Source organism: Gracilibacillus sp. JCM 18860 (assembly GCF_055395245.1).
In genome coordinates this window covers 2,127,339-2,145,693 of the sequence record NZ_AP043868.1, presented here as the reverse complement: position 1 = coordinate 2,145,693, position 18,355 = coordinate 2,127,339, and the positions used below count along the sequence as shown (strand labels likewise).

Sequence of the window (18,355 nt, the reverse complement as noted above, 5' to 3'; positions counted from 1 at the left end):
TAACTATTTTTATATAGTTTACTAGCTGTTGTTCGTCGTTTAATAAATACGAGCTATAATTAAGTCTGTCAATCAAGATTATACGCATCGAATGATTAACATATTTGTTAATCATATCTAAAAGTTGTTGCAAAAATTAATAAAAATATATTGAAATCGAAATAGAAGTTGTATATAATTAGTGTACGTTATCTCATACGTACAAATTTTACGTTTTATAAAAGTTGTTCGTATTAAGTGTGTTTTATGATATACCAATTATAAATATAATTAGCAAGAAGGAGATGATTTACAAAGAACTGTAAGCGTTTTTTATTTGTCGTTTAAACAGGATAAAAGTCAGTAGTGAAAATACTGAAAACGGTAGAGGCCAATTAGTGATTTACTTTGAAACTAAAAATAAAATTATTTGGGGGTTTAATTAATGAAAAAGTTCCTATCAGCAATGTTACTTTTGTTAGTGTTTACATTAGTAGGATGTAGTAGTGATAAAAATACCATCCAATTTTGGACACCATTAACTGGTGAAGATGGTGCTTATATGGATGAATTAGTAGATAAGTATAATGAAACAGATCCAGAGTTTAAAGTAGAGCATGTCGTTACTTCGGATATGTACACGAAAATGTACACTGTATTGAATTCTGGAAACGGTATCCCTGACTTGTCCATTATTCACGCAGATAGAGTACCTAGCTTTGTCAAGCAGGACTTATTGGAACCGATGACAAAGGTCATGGAAGCGCAACCAGAAATTAAGACAGAGAATTTCTTAGAAGAAGCTTGGAACGCAGGGAATGTGGAAGGTACTCAATATACGGTTCCATTAGATATCCATTCTAATGCGATGTATTTTAATAAGGATTTAATGAAGAAATATGGTGTGGAAAATTGGTTAGATGATAATGTTGTCACATTTGATGAAATGCTTTCCTTACAAGGTAAGCTAGAGGAAGGCGACTATGTTCTAAATGATGCTTTAATTAGCTGGGTAATCCTAGCTCAGATCCAAAACTTGGGTGGCTCCATTGAAGAAGGTGGAAAACCAGCTGTCAATACTCCAGAAATGAAACAAGCAATTGAAGCGGTGAAGCAACTATCAGATGCAGGCTTAATGACACCTTACGGGGAAGATGGTTATTTAATGTTCCAATCTGGTAATGTACTATTCTCTACAGATGGTACTTGGAGCTCAACTGGACATGCGCAAGTAGAAGGATTAAATTTTGGTGTAACCAATATTTATGCTTTCGAACCAAGCACTTTCCATAACCGTGCATCTTCTCATTTATTCTCTATGCTAACAAATGAAGAGAGAACAGATGAAAAAGAACAAGGTATCGCTGATTTCTTGGAATTTATTCGTCAAAATTCTATTAAATGGGCAGAGGCTGGCCAAATCGTAGCAAGTAAAGAAGTAGTAGAGAGTCCAGAATATGATGAATATATGCAGTCATTCTTCACATCTACTCCGGAAGAAGAGGAATCACTATATATTTATACGTATGAGCACTATCCATACATTCAAGAAGCGTTAGATACCTATGTGGCAGATATGATCCATGGTGAAATAGATGTGGATACAGGATTAGCGGAGATGCAAAAATTCGTGGAAGATAAGGTTTCAGAAGGTTCATTAGATATTGAAAATGCTGAGACCGAGGAAGCAACGGAAGAGTAATGATTTGTAAGAAGCAATGTGCCATGTCTCATTGGCACATTGCTTTTGAACAAGGAGGTAGTACGGTTGAACAATAAAAGAAACTTCGCACCGATATTTTTTGTGGGCCCACATATTATCTTATTTATTGTGTTCATATTGATCCCTTCTATTTATGGTATATATGCGTCATTTACCAATTGGAATTTAATCAGTGATCCTGTATGGGTAGGTTTAGATAATTATAAAACCATTTTAACAGACGCAGATTCTACCTTTTATGCTCAATTTTTTAATGGCTTAGTAAATACATTGCTTTTTGTCGTGTTTACCGTTCCGTTGATGATCATTATCCCGTTGATGATCGCCGTTGCCTTAGAACATAAAGAAGTAAAATTCACGAGTTTATTTCAAACACTACTTTATGTGCCTGGTTTAATATCCATTTCTGCAGCAGCCTTAATCTGGTCACTTATTTTCAATAAGCAGCTAGGTGTTGTGAACAATTTATTTGGTTCAGAGCATGTGTGGGCAGCAACTCAGCCTTATGCTTGGCTAACGATCATTGTCATCACTGTATGGGCAGGTATTGGTGGTAATATGATTATTTATCGTGCAGGTATTAATGGTGTATCAAAGGACTTATATGAATCAGCGGAAATAGATGGGGCAGGTCCAGTAAGGAAATTCTTTAGTATCACACTTCCGTCTATTAAGTTTCCATTAATTTATACAATGGTCATGACAACAGCAGGGGCGTTTAACGTTTTTGCACAGCCTTTAATGATGACAAGTGGTGGACCGAAGCAAGGAACGACAGTACTCATGATGTATATACGCGATTTAGCTTTTAGTCATGGTGAATCCATTGCCGGGATCGCATCAGCGATGGCGGTATTACTAGGTTTAGTCATTCTCGTGATATCTGCTATCCAATATTACGTAATGAGTCGCAATGCTGCCTAATAGCATCATATTGAAATGACAAGAGTAGAGGTGAAAAAATGCTTAAAAAAATTAAACTATCAAAATATTTATCATACCTGTTTTTAATCGTTGTCAGTGCAATATGGGTGATTCCTGTTCTTTTCGGTATTGTTACATCTTTTCGTTCTCAAACAGAGGTTGTAAATGAAGGATTTAGGTTATTACCTGTCAATTGGATTGTAGAGAATTATGTTGCTATTTTAGAAAACACCTCTTCTGCACCAATTTTACAATGGTTGTGGAATTCGGTTTTTATTGCAACATTACACACACTCTTAGTTGTTGTAGTGATTTCTATAACAGGTTATGGTTATTCGCGGATGAAATTTAAAGGAAGGGATTTCTTATTCTTCACATTACTAGGTATCTCTTTCTTCCCAAATGTAGTAAACTTAATTCCATCGTATAAAATTATTGATATTCTAGGATGGGTGAACACACCTTGGGCGATGATCGTTCCTGGTCTTGCTGGGATGGGGAATATCTTCCTTGTAAGGCAATTTATGAAGGGAATACCGATGGAGCTAGATGAGTCGGCTCGAGTAGATGGTGCAAGTGATTTCACGATTTACTCAAAAATTATTCTTCCACTAATTAGACCGGTATTAATTGTTTGTGCATTGTTCTCGTTTACGGGATCATGGAATGATTTTCTCTGGCCAGTTATTGTTTATACAGATGTAGATAAGATGCCAGTCACAGCAGGGCTATTGCTATTACAAGACATTTATGGAAACTACCGAATGATAGGTCAGTTAATGGGATCAGCTATTCTGGCGATTATTCCAACATTACTCCTATTCTTCTTTGCACAAAAATACTTTGTTTCTGCGATTAATTTAAACTCAGGAATTAAAGGTTAATCGTTATTGTCATGATGTTTGTGGAAATCAACTATATAAGAGACTAGATAAAGACGGACGAATCAAAGCTTTTCTAGCGGAAGTGGGGGAGCGTAAATGAAAAGAGGCTTTGAAAGAAAACTTATTATGATAGGTGCCTTATGGAATTTAGTAACTTCGCTTTTAACAATTTTCAGTTATAATTCCTGGTTTACGTCACAAGGTGAAAAACAGCTACAAAACCTAGATACCAATACGATGATTGCGGGATCGCAAATGGTGAACAATGTTTCCAAGATTATATTTATATTTGGTCTATTTGTCTTAATTGGAGCAATCGTAAACTTTCTAGTTGCTACGAAAATAAAAGATAATGAAATCCAATATAAACTGATAATTTGGATTGGAGTTTGGGCGATTTTACAAATATTGTCTATGGATGTCATAGGATTTGTTCTATACATGCTAGCATTTGTCTTGTATATGGCAAAAAATAAAGCGATCAAGCTATCAGCACAGAAGCTTCAAAACGCATAAATAATTCAGGTAGAGATAATGAGTATCTCTACTCTTTTTTTGTTATTCATGATAAGAAATAACTGGAGAAGAAGAATAGAAAAAATGTTTTTCAATTGGGTTATTTCTCTTGACATATTTCAGTTTTTTTCTTAGTCTTAATATACGTACCATTTTATTATTTTTTAGAATTTAAAGCAAACCCATACGTTCAAGTTAATCCAATGGAAGCAATGATTTATTTTTTTGTAGTTTTGTGAAAGCGTTATAAATCATTATGGTGAGAGGATGGATAATATGGCAACAGAATCAGTAAAAGCAAAAATGGTTGTAGACAAAGAGTTTCAAATCTCTGAAATTGACCCTCGTGTTTATGGATCATTTATTGAGCATCTAGGGCGAGCGGTGTACGGCGGCATTTATGAGCCAGAGCACCCTACTGCTGATCAGCATGGATTTAGACAGGATGTTTTAGATTTAGTCAAAGAACTTCAGGTCCCTATCGTTCGTTATCCAGGAGGAAACATGGTCTCTGCTTATAATTGGGAGGATGGTGTAGGACCGAAAGGAGATCGCCCTAAACGTCTAGAGCTTGCTTGGCGAGTAATAGAAACCAATCAGGTTGGAACAAATGAATTCGTTGACTGGGCAAAGGCAGCGAATACAGATGTGATGATGGCCGTTAACCTCGGAACTAGGGGTGTAGATGCCGCGAGAAACCTATTAGAATATTGTAATCATCCCGGAGGTACTTACTGGAGTGATTTAAGAAAATCGCACGGTTATGAAAACCCTCACAATATTAAAGTGTGGTGCCTAGGTAACGAAATGGATGGCCCATGGCAGGTTGGACAAAAAACCGCACAAGAATACGGAAGGCTTGCTTATGAGACCGCTAAAGCCATGAGACTGGTGGATCCATCTATTGAGCTTGTAACATGTGGAAGCTCAAATTCTAACATGCCTACATTCCCTTCATGGGAAGCAGAAACACTGGAACATACGTATGACGTAGCCGACTATATTTCACTTCACCAATATTATGGTAATAGAAGTGGCGATACAGCTAACTTTTTAGCGAAATCGATGGATATGGAAAACTTTATTCAAACGGTTATTTCAACCTGTGATTACATTAAAGCAAAGAAACGTAGCAAGAAAAAAATGTATTTAAGCTTTGATGAATGGAATGTTTGGTTCCACTCTAATCAACAAGACAAGGAAATAGAGCCATGGACAGTTGCCCCTCCTCAATTAGAGGATGTGTATACATTTGAGGATGCTCTATTAGTAGGTAGTATGCTAAATACTATGCTTCGCCACTCTGATCGTGTGAAAATTGCTTGTATGGCGCAGCTTGTTAATGTGATTGCACCAATCATGACAGAAAATGGTGGTGCAGCATGGAAGCAAACAATCTTTTATCCATATTTTTATACTTCTGTCTTTGGACGCGGAGTCGCTTTGAATCCTGTTGTTAGTTCACCGAAATATGATAGTAAGGACTTCACAGATGTTCCATATTTAGATCCATCTGTTGTATATAATGAAGAAAAAGAAGAGTTGGTAATTTTTGCTACAAACCGTCACCTAGAAAAAGACTTAGAAGTAGACATTGATGTTCGTTCATTTGAAGGCTATAGCGTAATCGAGCATGTAGTATTGGAAAATGAAAACGCAAAAGCAATTAATACAGCAACAGAAGAAAATGTAAAACCACATACAAATGGTGAATCCTATTTGGATGATGGGAAATTAGTAGGTATTTTCCCTAAATTCTCATGGAATATGGTGCGTTTACAAAAGAAAAATTAGTTCGTTCGTTTGTCAATCAGTATGGATACTAGGGAGGATGTAATTTTAATGAAACATCATCATGAAGCCCTAACACCTCCAATGGGCTGGAATAGCTGGGATTGTTATGGTGCTACAGTAACCGAAGAGGAAGTAAAAGGAAACGCTGATTATATGGCCGAACATCTAAAGGATTATGGATGGGAATATATAGTCGTAGATATTCAATGGTCAGAGCCTGGGGCTGTTTCTTCTGCCTATCGGCCATTTGTTCCATTAGAGATGGATGCGTATTCTCGTCTCATCCCTGCTGTCAATCGATTTCCTTCAGCCAGAAATGGCAAAGGCTTTCAGTCTCTTGCCAGTTATGTGCACCAGCTTGGATTGAAATTTGGTATCCATATTATGAGAGGGATTCCAAGACAAGCCGTTCATCAGAATACTAAAATATTGGGGACAGATGTTAGAGCCCGAGATATTGCGAAGCCGAATTCTATCTGTCCTTGGAATACGGATATGTATGGTGTAGACCATACAAAAGATGGGGCCAGGCAGTATTATGATTCTCTCTTTCAGCTTTATGCGGAATGGGGAGTCGATTTTGTCAAGGTAGATGACATTGCAGATTCCAAGCTTTATGGCATTCATGTAGAAGAAATTAAGATGATTCGTAGAGCGATTGATAACTGTGGTAGACCGATGGTGTTAAGCTTATCACCAGGTCCAGCTCCTTTGGAATATGCTAGTCTGCTAGAAGAAAATGCCAATATGTGGCGGATGACTGATGACTTTTGGGATTTATGGCCATTGCTTTATGACATGTTCGATCGCTGTTATAAATGGAGTAAAAACGTCGGACCAGGCTATTGGCCTGATGCCGACATGCTTCCTTTAGGACATATTGGTATACGTTCTGTTGATGGTGGTGCAAGTGATCGTTATACCAGATTTACGAAAGACGAGCAATTGACCATGATGACATTGTGGTCGATCTTCAAATCACCACTAATGTTTGGTGGTGAATTAAGGGACAATGATGATTGGACCTTATCGTTAATTACTAACGAGGAAGTGTTAGATGTACATCGAAATGGTGTAGGTGCTCGTCAAGTTTATCGAGATCTTGATAAAGTCGTATGGACATCCTATGGGGATGATCATACCATCTATGTTGCTTTGTTTAATCTTAATGATCAGAGGGAGCGAGTAACCGTAACCTTTGAGCAGTTAGGTATAGGTGGCGATAAAGTAGAAATGCGTGACCTTTGGGAGAAAGCAGATTTAGGTTTGGCTACAGACATAATAGACTTTGAACTTCCGCCACACGGTACAAAGTTTATTCAATTAACTAATGTATCTGTACAATATTGCCAGCGTGTAACAAAATTGAACTTATAATAAATAATGAGGTGAATATTATGGGGAATAAAGCAGTCATTAATGCAGATGTAGGTCAAGGTACGATTAATAAAAATATCTATGGTCATTTTGCAGAACATTTAGGTCGTTGTATCTATGAAGGAATTTGGGTAGGAGAAGATTCTTCCATACCAAATACAAATGGCATTCGAAAGGATGTGGTAGAGGCATTAAAGAATATTAAAATTCCTGTACTACGTTGGCCAGGAGGATGCTTTGCAGATGAATATCATTGGAAGGATGGAATTGGTCCACGCGAAAATCGTAAACGTATGGTGAACACACACTGGGGCGGAGTAATTGAGAATAACCACTTTGGTACTCATGAGTTTATGATGTTGTGTGACATGCTGGAGACAGAGCCATACATTTGTGGAAATGTAGGGAGTGGAACAGTTCAAGAAATGTCCGAATGGGTGGAATACATGACATTTGACGGCGAGTCCCCAATGGCCAATCTTCGTAAAGAAAACGGAAAAGACGAGCCGTGGCCCCTTAAATATTTTGGTGTTGGAAATGAAAACTGGGGTTGTGGAGGTAATATGCGTCCACAATACTATGCAGATCTTTACCGTCGTTTTCAAACCTATGTAAGAAATTATGGGGACAATAAGATTTATCGTATTGCAGGTGGTCCGAACGTCGATGACTACAATTGGACAGAGGTACTCATGCGTGAAGCGGCAAATATGATGGATGGACTTAGCCTACACTACTATACGATGCCAGGTGAATTTTGGACGGGTAAAGGTTCTGCAACCAACTTCCCTGAAGCGGAGTGGGACATTACATTACAAAGAGCGTACCATATAAAAGAATTGATTGAAAAACATAGTACCATTATGGATAAATATGATCCAGAGAAACGAGTTGGGTTAATTATTGATGAATGGGGAGCTTGGTATGATGTAGAAGAAGGTACGAATCCAGGATTCCTTTATCAACAAAATACGATCCGTGACGCCCTTGTTGCAGGGATTTCATTAAATATATTTAATGATCACAATGATCGTGTCCAAATGACTAATATTGCCCAAACGATTAACGTATTGCAAGCAATGATTTTAACAGATAAGGAAAAAATGATTCTTACACCTACTTATCATGTGTTTGAAATGTATAAAGTTCACCAGGATGCAGAGAAATTGGCTTTAGCTATCCAAACAGATGTGAAAAAAGTCGATGACAAAGACTTGCCGCAAATTACTGCATCTGCTTCCAGAGCTAAAGATGGAACAATTAATATTACGTTATGTAATGTAGACAAAGATAAGGAGACAGATCTTGAAATAGATTTAAGGGGTGTAGATGTTCAAAATGTCTCCGGACGTGTGTTAACAGCAAATGAATTAGATGCCCATAACACCTTCGACAATCCGGATAACGTAAAACCGGTTGAATTTACAGATTTTCAAGTGAACGGCACTGTCTTAACGGTAAAACTACCTTCCAAATCTGTTACCGCAATATCTGTTAAGTAAGGAAAGAAAGAGGAAAAGGTCGATAAGTAAAACTTGTCGGCTTTTTTTAATCGAAAGATATAAAAATGTACAGGGATGTGAGCCAATTGCATTTTCAAGATGAGTTAAATAAGTTAATAAAAGAGCTGGAATGTAATGACATAAATCTTCCGGCTATTTATATAGAAAAAGAAGTGATAAAGCGAATTCCAGAATTTGCAAACAAACATCAATTTAGACATATTGTTATTGTGACAGACGATAACACGAAAAAGGTGGTAGGAGATGAATTAACACTTTTTTTGGAAAAGGAAGGTCTCATTACTCAACTAGTTATTCTAACGCCAACAGAACATAATCAAGTGATCGCAAATGAAGAGACGCTTGTAGAGCTAATGCTAGCCACTTCTCCAGAAACCACATTACTAATCGCCGCAGGATCTGGCACTATTCACGATATTGTTCGTTTTGTTGGCCATAAAATGGATATTCCGTTTATTTCTGTACCAACAGCTGCTTCTGTTGATGGATTCACTTCCAAAGGAGCACCATTAATCTTAAGAGGAAAAAAACAAACCATTCAAACGGCCTCTCCCATTGCGGTTTTTGCGGATATAAATATATTAGTACGGGCCCCTAGGGAGCTGACTGCTGCAGGGTTTGGCGATATTTTAGGTAAGTATACCTCCCTAGTCGATTGGGAAATCTCTCGTCTAATCGCAAATGAACCATATCAAGCACGGGCGGCAGCAATGACGCGATATGCTCTAGATACTTGTATCAATAATATAGAAAAAATAGCTCAACGTGACGAGGAAGGTATAAAAATATTAATACAAGCATTGATTGAATCAGGACTGGTGATGCTTGTATTAGATTACTCGAGACCAGCATCAGGTGGAGAGCATCATCTGTCTCATTTTTTAGAAATGGATATGCTACAAAAAAATCAAAAACAACATTTGCATGGAGCAAAGGTTGGAGTAACAACAGCTATTATTGCTGAGCTATACAAGAAGTTTGTAACAGAATCCTCCTTAGAAGATATAAAAAATGGAACAGTGAAAAAGCATTGGAGGACTATAAAAGAATTGATCCTATCGATACCTGAAGCCGAGCAATTAAGAAGCTATTTAAGAAAAGTCGGTGGACCTGATTCAATACAAGCATTAAAAATAGAGGATAAGGTTGTCCGTGCTAGCTTAAATCAAGCGCATAACTTGAGAGATCGATGTACTGGCCTGCTTTTAATCAATCAAATCAAAAAAACAGAATTGCCTTATCCATTTAATTCAAGTCCTTTGCCAATGTGAAATAAAAACAAATAAGAAGTATCCTTTCCTATTTGAAAAGGATACTTCTTAAAGAAAAGGTTATTCATTAAAGATTTCTAAAAAACCATTGAAAAAAGTTATCCAGTTATATATAATAGAAACAACTCATACTTATACGTACCATTTAAAAGAGTTATGAGTGATTATGGAGATTTGTATCAAAAATGATATAGAAATTATTTATTCGCTAAATGGAAGCGCATACAAATCTTAGGTGATTTTGGTTGAAGCAGTTATATAGAATTGGAGGGGTAAATATGGCAATTAGTCAAACGTCCAACACGGTCGAAAGGAAACAGAGTTCATTTATGAAGTTTCTCAATTCCAAGAAGGTAGTACCATATATTTTTGTGTCACCATTTCTAATTTCGTTTTTAATTTTAACTGTCTATCCAGCAATTCAAGGTATTATTATGAGCTTCCAAAGCGTTTTGCCTGGTCAAGTGAACTTTATCGGCTTAGCTAATTATGAAAGGGTATTCAACCCTACATTTTATAGGGCTCTAACCAATACAACCATCTATGTTGTTTTAACCGTCACTATTTTAACCATACTTCCCATTATTTTAGCAATTATTTTGGATTCAAAATTTATTAAGTTAAAGACATTATTTCGAGCATCCTTGTTTATGCCAGCCTTGGCATCTACCATTGTTGCTGGTATGATCTTTCGCTTAATGTTCGGGGAAACAGATTCCGGTGCGGCGAATCAAATTCTAAATTGGCTAGGCTTTGACTCCGTAGATTGGATGTTTAATGCATGGTCAGGAATGATGCTAATGGTGATGTTATGTGTGTGGAAGTGGCTAGGGGTTAATATTTTATACTTCTTGGCAGCCTTACAAAATGTCCCGGAGGAATTATATGAAGCGTCAGAAATTGATGGTGCGACGATTATGCAAAAATTCTGGTATGTCACCTTACCATTTTTGAAACCGGTTACTATTTTTGTTGTCACCATTTCTATTATCAATGGTTTTAGAATGTTTGAAGAAAGTTATGTATTCTGGCCAGCAGGATCGCCTGGAAATATTGGTTTAACCGTTGTTAGCTATATTTATCAACAAGGTATTCAACAAAATGATATGGGATTTGGTGCTGCGATAGGGGTTATTTTAATGATCATTATCTTTATCGTTAGTTTTATTCAATTAATTCTTACTGGTGCATTTAAGCGAGGTGATGAGTAATGAATAATGCAAAAAGCAGAACATTTAAATGGATTGCAAATGTGGGGATGGGAATTATTTGTTTCATCGCTTTGTTCCCAGTATTAATCTTGCTCCTATCGTCTTTTCGGCCATCATCTGAGTTAATGCGTTCAGGTATTAGTCTCACATTTGATTGGAGTAAGCTAAACATTGATAACTATTTATATATTTTTACTCAAGCGGATGGCTACTGGCAATGGTATATAAATAGTTTAATCATTTCAGTTATTACGATTGTTTTATCCTTATTTTTCTCGTCCATGGTTGGTTATGCGCTCGCTGTTTATGATTTTAAAGGGAAAAATTTATTCTTTGGTTTTGTTGTATTCATTTTAATGGTGCCATTTGAAATCTTAATGTTACCGCTATTCCAGATGATGATAACTTCGGGACTTGTGAATACGTATGCAGGTGTTGTTCTACCAATGATTGTAGCACCTATTGCTGTTTTCTTTTTTAGGCAGTATGCATTGGGATTACCGTTGCAATTGATGGATGCTGCAAGAATCGATGGATCCACGGAATACGGAATCTTCTTTAAAATTATGCTACCATTAATGACTCCATCCTTAGGTGCTATGGCTATTTTACAAGGACTAGGTAGTTGGAATAATTTCTTATGGCCATTAATTGTTTTAAGATCTAATGATATGTTTACATTGCCAATAGGATTAGCGACACTGTTAACTCCTTATGGAAATAATTATGATGTGCTTATAGCGGGATCTGTAATGACAGTAATTCCAATTATCATATTATTTATATTCTTCCAGAGATACTTCGTGGCAGGGCTAACAGTTGGTGGAGTAAAGGGTTAATCATTTTAGAGAGTTAGGGAGTGATGAAAGATGTTTGGACAACAAATAGTGAGTTCATTAGATAAATTTCTAAAAGGTATCCTGAACATTGCTTGGTTAAATCTACTATGGATCTTTTCCTCCCTACTTGGCTTATTCATTGCCGGGGTATTCCCGGCAACTGTTGCTAGTTTAGCAGTTGCAAGAAAATGGGTGCGAAAAGAAGAGATGACCTCGGTTTTACAATATTTTAGAAAGGTATATAAAGAAGAATTTGTGAGATCAAATATTATTGGCTGGATATTGATGGCTATTGGACTTATTCTCTTTGTCAATTACCGTGCTATGATAGAATTAGGAAATCAAATACCGATTTTTGTTGTCTTTGCTTATTATTTAGTCCTTTTCTTTTATAGTTTAGTATTAGTATGGATTTTCCCGTTAATTACACACTACCATACAACAATTAAGCAGTATTTTAAAAATGCATTTATTATTGGAATGTCCAAATTACCTTTTTCCGTTGCTATTTTCGCCGTAATATTTCTAATTTGTTATGTATCATTAGAGCTTCCATCCATGTTTGTATTTATTACCTTTGGCCTCACCGCAATTACGATGATGTTCTTCGTGATGCAGGTGTTCAATAAGATTGACGAGCATAGTTATCGTTAGATTATACGGTTGAATAATCAAATTGTTGAAAATAAAACAGACAACTAAATGTATGTATCGAAAAACTTATTGACAAATTATAAGTTGAATGTTAAGATCAAAGTAATAGAATGGAAGTTACACGAATCTATTTCATGAGTTTGATGTTCAATAAAGTTACGTACAAGTCGAACAAAACTTTGATTAATAAGATTCGTTTTTTTAACAACCATTTTGTAAGCGGTTTCTATTAATGGTAGAACCAAAATATAATATTCATTGGGGGTTGGAAAATGAAAAGCAGAAGAAGTTTGCTCATATTACTTTTTGGATTTGTTGCCATGCTTTTAGTCGCTTGTGGTGGTGGAGATAGCTCAGAGGAAGCTACCGAAACAGTAACAGCTGGTGATGATATCGAAGATGCCACAGAATTAAAGCTTTGGACCTTTGTAGAGTTGCATAACGATTTTTATATGGATGCTGCTGAAAGATGGAATGAGGAAAATCCAGATAGACCAATTAAACTGACAGCTGAGACCTATCCGTACGATAATATGCATAACAATCTCTTGCTTTCATTACAATCAGGAAAAGGAGCACCAGACATAGCAGATATTGAAATTGGTCGTTTTCCTAACTTCCTAGAGGGTGAACCACAATTATTAGCCATGAACGATTATGTAGAACCAGAAATAGATAACTTTGTCAAATCTCGCTTTGAGATCTATGCAAAGGATGGTAACTATTATGGAATGCCAACACACGTAGGGGCATCTGTTATGTACTACAATACTGAGATATTAGAAGCTGCAGGAGTTAACGCAGATGATATCAAAACATGGGATGACTTTGTAGAAGCGGGTAAAAAGGTTGTAGAAAATACAGATGCAATGATGTTTAATACATTCACAGGCGATTATCTTCCATACTTCCAAATGGTATCACAACAAGACTCTGATTTCATTGATGAAAACGGAAACATTACCATTAATAGAGAAGAAAATATACGAGCACTAGAATTATTGAAGCAAATGCAGGATGAAGGAATTGCGGAAGTGGGCCCAGGCGGTGAACCACATGCAGAGGAATTTTATGCTTATATGAATGATGGAGGAGCAGTTGCGATTAGTATGCCAATCTGGTATATGGGTCGTTTCACAGATTATATGACAGATTTAGAAGGAAAAATGGTAGTCCGTCCAATGCCGGCATTCGAAGAAGGTGGCAAGCGGTCTGCCGGTATGGGTGGAACGGGTACTGTTGTAACGAATCAAACAGAACATCCAGAGTTAGCGAAGGAATTCCTTGCTTATGCAAAACTTTCCAAAGAGGCGAATATCAAGTTATGGACAGTACTAGGCTTCGATCCTCCACGTCATGATGTGTGGGATGATCCAGCTATCCTAGAAGATAATAAGTTCTTCCAATTCTTTGGTGATGATATCTTTGACACATTGAATGATATAAAAGATGAAATTAATGCATTGAATATTACGGAAGATACACCAACAATTGCAACAGAGCTAAATACAAATACGTTAAATAGTGTATTAAGGGACGGATCGCAAACCGCTGAAGAAGCACTTAATAAGGCACAAGAAGCCGTTGAATCGCAAACAGGCAGTGAATAAGAAAAATGGGGCTATTCCATATTGTATGGGATAGCCCTTGCTATTTAATGTAAACCAAAATTGTTCCACGGAAGGTTAGTAAAACATGATTGAAAAAGCTTACAAACAAGTCTATGATAATATAGTAGAAAGAGGTGATTGGAAATGAGAACATTATATATCGATTGCTTTTCAGGGATAAGTGGTGACATGACAATCGGTGCATTATTGGATACTGGAATTTCGATAAAATTTTTAGAGGAAGAATTATTCAAGCTAGGTATACACCAAGAATATGAGTTGAAGACAGAACGAGTGAATAAAAATGGAATCTCAAGCTTAAAGTTTGATGTGTTATTTGATGATCATCATGAGCATGGGCACCATCATCACCATCACGATCATAATCATGTTCGAGAACACGATCATGATCATGGGCATCATCATAAGCATGGCCATCATCATGAGCACGAGCATAACCACCAACATGACCATCATCACATCCATGATCACCACCATCATCGTACATATAAAGATATCGTCGAATTAATTGCCAATTCTGAGTTAAGTGATTCTGTCAAAGAAATATCCCAAAAGATATTTCGCGTAATTGGCGAGGCAGAAGCGAAGATACATGGGATGGATTTAGAGAAAGTACATTTCCATGAAGTCGGAGCAATTGATTCGATTATTGATATTGTTGGAACAGCAATTCTTATCGATAAGTTAGCGGTGAATCAAATTATTGCATCACCCGTTCCAACCGGCTCAGGAAGAATTAAGATTGATCACGGTATTTATCCAGTCCCGGCACCAGCTACACTTGAGATTTTAAAAAATGTCCCACTTCAAAATATCGATGTAACAGCAGAGTTAACAACTCCTACCGGTGCAGCCATCATAAAGGTGTTAGTTGACGAATTCAGTCAATCGGTACCAAGTATGAAGATCAACCAAACCGGATATGGTGCGGGTACGAAGACCTTTAGAGAACATCCAAATGTTCTTCGAGTAATGCTAGGTGATTTCTAGTTGTTTATATTAAACTGCAAGATATTAAAGTTGACATGACAAAAAGAGGAGGGAGAAAATGGGGGGAGAAGGAAGGGAAAGAGAATATAATACTCAAAGAACGGTAGGGGTATGGTTAGTTTATGTTGGAGTTATTATTATTGTTTCGGCGATAATGGGTGGAGACTTATTTATTCATCCGTTTATTATGGGGTTTGGTTATTTTATTGGTTTTTTCTTAATTCTTGTTCTTCCTTTTCTTAATAACAAGCTATCATATGGTAAGAATTCTAAGTTTCAAGATAGAATGGACAATATTTCGGTTGTTGTAACTATTGTTCTCTGTACGATTTGTGGGTTAATTATTGGCTCTGATGATTTAAGATTGCTTTGGCTATGTATTTTTACCATTATAGGTATTCATTTCTTTGGTTTTTATTTTTCTCAAGGTAAAATAATTCTCTTGTTAGGGGTATTGACGACAGTGAACTCAATAATGGGAATCCTTTTAGTTAGTGTTCCTTTTCTTTTGTTCGCAATGATTGACGGTATTTTAAAAGTAATTTATGGGTTCAAAATGCTCCTTATGAAACGTCAAACGAAAAATTCAAATATGGGTGATGAAGCATTAAACAACTTCAACTAAAGGGAGCGCTAGTTCAATAAGGGAAGAAAAAAGGAGTAAAAACGCGCAAATTTGAATTGCACCCCAATTGTTGGACACAATCTAACAATTGGAGGTGCAGTTTTTGTATGCTAATTGTAATGTTACTCGTTTGGAATTGAAATGCTAAAAGGGCTGTTATTTTGTTTGTTAATTAACATTTTCCTTCCCAAGACCTGTACCCGTTACTTTATGAAGTGGGTTTTTTTTCTTTACATATTTTTTGTTAAAATACCTTGCATTATTAAGTAATTTATATTAGAATACTTAATGTTATTAAGTAATATAGGGAGGTAAACAGATTGAATAAGGAAATGCTGAAAGGTACAATTGATCTTCTAATACTATCCCTATTATTAAATGAAGATAGCTACGGCTACCAGATATCTAGAAAAATAAAAGAAAGAACGAGCGGCTCATTCGAACTACAGGAAGCCACCTTATACTTATCACTTAAACGCCTAGAGAAAAATGAGGCCATTACTTCTTATTGGGGCAAGGAAAGTCAAGGTGGAAGGAGGAAATATTACAGAATAACCGATATTGGCAAAAAGCAGTACATACAATATAGTGAAGATTGGAAACAGATGGTCCAGATGATGAACGCTTTTATATAAGACAAGAAAAGGAGAAGAGAATATGGATTTTAGTGCAGAGCTTCTAACATTAATTAAGTATTTTATATTAGGTCTTGTCCAAGGGATTACAGAACCAATCCCCATTTCCTCAAGTGGACATTTAATCATTTTTAGAGAACTATTTGGAGTGAAGGCAAACGGATTGTCCTTTGAGATTTTTGTCAATTTTGCTTCTTTACTTGCTGTTTTAGTCATTTATCGAAACGATATTATTCGATTAGTGACAAATGGTACAAGGTATATCGTGAAAAAAGAAAAGGAAGAGTCTGATCGCAAGGACTTTCAATTTATTATCTATCTAATTATTGCTACCATTCCAGTTGGGGTTTTTGGTGTGCTATTTGGTGATGCTATTGGCGATGCATTGAGTAACACTAAGATTGTAGGGTTTACGTTACTTATTACAGCTGTGGCTCTATGGCTTATTCGTAACTTAAGAGGTCGTAAGAATGATGGAGATTTAACAACAAAGGATGCTATTATTGTGGGTCTTGCCCAAATGGTTGCCCTAACCCCTGGAATTAGCCGATCAGGAGCTACCATCGTTGGATCAATGCTAGTTGGAATGAAACAAGAAACAGCACTTCGTTTTGCTTTTCTACTTTATATTCCAGTAAGTTTAGGTACAGGGATATTAGAAATACCGGAAATTCTGAAGGACCCAAATATAAATTCTCTACTAATCCCATATATTATTGCCTTTATTACCACCTTTATTGCAACCTATTTCGCTTTAAAATGGTTTATGGATATTATGGCAAAAGGAAATTTAAAATATTTCTCTTACTATTGTGTAATTGTAGGGATTCTCGTAATTTTGTTCCTATAATTTTCTGAAATGGAGGTATAAGCTATGCGCAATTGGATAATCAAGATTACTAGTTTCAATGATTTGAAAAACAAATGGTTATTATGCCTCTCTGTGATCATTTTTGCTACCACACTTTATATAGATTATAAGGATCATCCTAGCTATACTCCTTTTGCTATACTCCTTTGCTATGGCTTTGCTATTGTTATAGCTGGGATGTGGTCGATAATTAATTACATTAATCATATAAAAATCCACGCTATGTATAGAAAAGATCATGATCTTGCCTCTTTTGTTGAAAGACTAGCAATGGATAAGGATGAAAAGGCAGAATTACTAGCATACATGGAGGATTTTAAAGCAGACTTAATTGAACAGGGGAAATCATCAGAGGAGGCAGCTAAAATTGCCCTTCATCATTTCACCATGCAGGAATTCGAAAAACTAGCCAAGGATTCTACCATTTTTAAGCTTCCTGCCCATTATTATTTGTGGGGTTATACGGCATTATTAGCTGTTGTGTTTATCTTCACACTAATTCTCGTGAATCTCTGGACGAGTCCTGTGATCATGGTGGTCATCGAAGCCACTTCCTTTGCTTATGCATTTGGGTTTGCTACTGTCTTTTTCATGTATAAAGTAATTGATATGATGATATATAAAAAGCTATAAAAAATAGGACGACTCCACTCGTAGATTGAGTGGAGTTTATTTATACGTGGGACGTAAAAACATATAAGATAAAAGAATATATCTTGTTGAAAGGGATTGGAGCAGCTGAGATCACCAAGATAAAGAAATATATCTTGGCGAAAGCGATTAGAGAAGCTGAGATCACCAAGATAAAAGAATATATCTTCTCAAAAACGATTAGAGGAATCAAGATAACCAAGATAAAGGATATATCTTGGGGAAAACGACTAGACGAGACAAGATTACCAAGATAA

At 36.3% G+C, this 18,355-nt stretch carries 18 protein-coding genes; all 18 read left to right on the top strand.

Annotated elements, in window-relative coordinates; all coding sequences use genetic code 11:
• Positions 1-424 precede the first annotated feature (424 nt).
• The 18 genes from ACZ5R4_RS10795 to ACZ5R4_RS10710 all read left to right on the top strand — a co-directional run bounded on the left by ACZ5R4_RS10795 (position 425) and on the right by ACZ5R4_RS10710 (position 18,355).
• Positions 425-1,681 carry an extracellular solute-binding protein gene (locus ACZ5R4_RS10795; RefSeq protein ID WP_464368458.1) on the top strand — a complete coding sequence of 419 codons (1,257 nt, stop codon included), beginning with the start codon at positions 425-427 and terminating at the stop codon, positions 1,679-1,681.
• A gap of 66 nt (positions 1,682-1,747) precedes the next feature.
• Entirely contained in the window at positions 1,748-2,626 is an 879-nt protein-coding gene (locus ACZ5R4_RS10790) for a carbohydrate ABC transporter permease (RefSeq protein ID WP_109984678.1), read from the top strand.
• Positions 2,627-2,664: 38 nt separating this feature from the next.
• Positions 2,665-3,510 carry a carbohydrate ABC transporter permease gene (locus ACZ5R4_RS10785; protein ID WP_054788458.1) on the top strand — a complete coding sequence of 282 codons (846 nt, stop codon included), beginning with the start codon at positions 2,665-2,667 and terminating at the stop codon, positions 3,508-3,510.
• Between the two features lie 96 nt (positions 3,511-3,606).
• The gene (locus ACZ5R4_RS10780) at positions 3,607-4,026 is read left to right on the top strand and encodes a DUF4064 domain-containing protein (protein WP_054860743.1); all 420 of its coding nucleotides are present in this window, start codon (positions 3,607-3,609) and stop codon (positions 4,024-4,026) included.
• Positions 4,027-4,302: 276 nt separating this feature from the next.
• A complete protein-coding gene (arfA, locus tag ACZ5R4_RS10775; protein WP_277678006.1) occupies positions 4,303-5,820 on the top strand; it encodes an arabinosylfuranosidase ArfA in 1,518 nt (505 codons plus the stop codon).
• Positions 5,821-5,868: 48 nt separating this feature from the next.
• Complete coding sequence (locus ACZ5R4_RS10770; RefSeq protein ID WP_054788459.1) at positions 5,869-7,197, top strand: glycoside hydrolase family 27 protein; 1,329 nt, start codon at positions 5,869-5,871, stop codon at positions 7,195-7,197.
• A gap of 20 nt (positions 7,198-7,217) precedes the next feature.
• Entirely contained in the window at positions 7,218-8,699 is a 1,482-nt protein-coding gene (locus ACZ5R4_RS10765; protein ID WP_109984681.1) for an alpha-N-arabinofuranosidase, read from the top strand.
• An 86-nt stretch (positions 8,700-8,785) separates the two neighbouring features.
• The gene (locus ACZ5R4_RS10760; protein ID WP_054860741.1) at positions 8,786-9,991 is read left to right on the top strand and encodes an iron-containing alcohol dehydrogenase; all 1,206 of its coding nucleotides are present in this window, start codon (positions 8,786-8,788) and stop codon (positions 9,989-9,991) included.
• A 278-nt stretch (positions 9,992-10,269) separates the two neighbouring features.
• Entirely contained in the window at positions 10,270-11,202 is a 933-nt protein-coding gene (locus ACZ5R4_RS10755; RefSeq protein WP_109984683.1) for a carbohydrate ABC transporter permease, read from the top strand.
• Positions 11,202-12,041 (top strand): carbohydrate ABC transporter permease, encoded by an 840-nt coding sequence (locus ACZ5R4_RS10750; protein ID WP_109984684.1) that lies wholly within the window; start codon positions 11,202-11,204, stop codon positions 12,039-12,041. Before ACZ5R4_RS10755 ends, ACZ5R4_RS10750 begins: the two co-directional genes overlap by 1 nt.
• Positions 12,042-12,071: 30 nt before the next feature.
• A complete protein-coding gene (locus tag ACZ5R4_RS10745; protein ID WP_054788463.1) occupies positions 12,072-12,695 on the top strand; it encodes a YesL family protein in 624 nt (207 codons plus the stop codon).
• 272 nt (positions 12,696-12,967) lie between these two features.
• On the top strand, positions 12,968-14,305 hold the full coding sequence (locus ACZ5R4_RS10740) for an extracellular solute-binding protein (RefSeq protein WP_054860738.1): 1,338 nt from the start codon (positions 12,968-12,970) through the stop codon (positions 14,303-14,305).
• Between the two features lie 144 nt (positions 14,306-14,449).
• Positions 14,450-15,316 carry a nickel pincer cofactor biosynthesis protein LarC gene (gene larC, locus ACZ5R4_RS10735; protein ID WP_054860737.1) on the top strand — a complete coding sequence of 289 codons (867 nt, stop codon included), beginning with the start codon at positions 14,450-14,452 and terminating at the stop codon, positions 15,314-15,316.
• A gap of 58 nt (positions 15,317-15,374) precedes the next feature.
• Positions 15,375-15,941, top strand: a complete 567-nt coding sequence (locus tag ACZ5R4_RS10730) for a DUF6609 family protein (protein ID WP_464368457.1) — start codon at positions 15,375-15,377, stop codon at positions 15,939-15,941.
• A gap of 320 nt (positions 15,942-16,261) precedes the next feature.
• Positions 16,262-16,576 (top strand): PadR family transcriptional regulator, encoded by a 315-nt coding sequence (locus tag ACZ5R4_RS10725; RefSeq protein ID WP_245902330.1) that lies wholly within the window; start codon positions 16,262-16,264, stop codon positions 16,574-16,576.
• A gap of 22 nt (positions 16,577-16,598) precedes the next feature.
• The gene (locus tag ACZ5R4_RS10720) at positions 16,599-17,426 is read left to right on the top strand and encodes an undecaprenyl-diphosphate phosphatase (protein ID WP_054788466.1); all 828 of its coding nucleotides are present in this window, start codon (positions 16,599-16,601) and stop codon (positions 17,424-17,426) included.
• 24 nt (positions 17,427-17,450) lie between these two features.
• Positions 17,451-18,080 carry a hypothetical protein gene (locus ACZ5R4_RS10715; protein ID WP_054788467.1) on the top strand — a complete coding sequence of 210 codons (630 nt, stop codon included), beginning with the start codon at positions 17,451-17,453 and terminating at the stop codon, positions 18,078-18,080.
• A 29-nt stretch (positions 18,081-18,109) separates the two neighbouring features.
• Positions 18,110-18,355 carry a hypothetical protein gene (locus ACZ5R4_RS10710; RefSeq protein ID WP_054788468.1) on the top strand — a complete coding sequence of 82 codons (246 nt, stop codon included), beginning with the start codon at positions 18,110-18,112 and terminating at the stop codon, positions 18,353-18,355.

What these genes read in the sequence shown, in the direction of transcription:
- ACZ5R4_RS10745 (WP_054788463.1), top strand. Translation starts at nt 12,072, where the DNA reads ATGTTTGGACAACAAATAGTGAGTTCATTAGATAAATTTCTAAAAGGT.
- ACZ5R4_RS10720 (WP_054788466.1), top strand. Translation starts at nt 16,599, where the DNA reads ATGGATTTTAGTGCAGAGCTTCTAACATTAATTAAGTATTTTATATTA.
- ACZ5R4_RS10750 (WP_109984684.1), top strand. Translation starts at nt 11,202, where the DNA reads ATGAATAATGCAAAAAGCAGAACATTTAAATGGATTGCAAATGTGGGG.
- ACZ5R4_RS10780 (WP_054860743.1), top strand. Translation starts at nt 3,607, where the DNA reads ATGAAAAGAGGCTTTGAAAGAAAACTTATTATGATAGGTGCCTTATGG.
- ACZ5R4_RS10755 (WP_109984683.1), top strand. Translation starts at nt 10,270, where the DNA reads ATGGCAATTAGTCAAACGTCCAACACGGTCGAAAGGAAACAGAGTTCA.
- ACZ5R4_RS10765 (WP_109984681.1), top strand. Translation starts at nt 7,218, where the DNA reads ATGGGGAATAAAGCAGTCATTAATGCAGATGTAGGTCAAGGTACGATT.
- ACZ5R4_RS10740 (WP_054860738.1), top strand. Translation starts at nt 12,968, where the DNA reads ATGAAAAGCAGAAGAAGTTTGCTCATATTACTTTTTGGATTTGTTGCC.
- arfA (WP_277678006.1), top strand. Translation starts at nt 4,303, where the DNA reads ATGGCAACAGAATCAGTAAAAGCAAAAATGGTTGTAGACAAAGAGTTT.
- larC (WP_054860737.1), top strand. Translation starts at nt 14,450, where the DNA reads ATGAGAACATTATATATCGATTGCTTTTCAGGGATAAGTGGTGACATG.
- ACZ5R4_RS10785 (WP_054788458.1), top strand. Translation starts at nt 2,665, where the DNA reads ATGCTTAAAAAAATTAAACTATCAAAATATTTATCATACCTGTTTTTA.
- ACZ5R4_RS10795 (WP_464368458.1), top strand. Translation starts at nt 425, where the DNA reads ATGAAAAAGTTCCTATCAGCAATGTTACTTTTGTTAGTGTTTACATTA.
- ACZ5R4_RS10715 (WP_054788467.1), top strand. Translation starts at nt 17,451, where the DNA reads ATGCGCAATTGGATAATCAAGATTACTAGTTTCAATGATTTGAAAAAC.
- ACZ5R4_RS10730 (WP_464368457.1), top strand. Translation starts at nt 15,375, where the DNA reads ATGGGGGGAGAAGGAAGGGAAAGAGAATATAATACTCAAAGAACGGTA.
- ACZ5R4_RS10770 (WP_054788459.1), top strand. Translation starts at nt 5,869, where the DNA reads ATGAAACATCATCATGAAGCCCTAACACCTCCAATGGGCTGGAATAGC.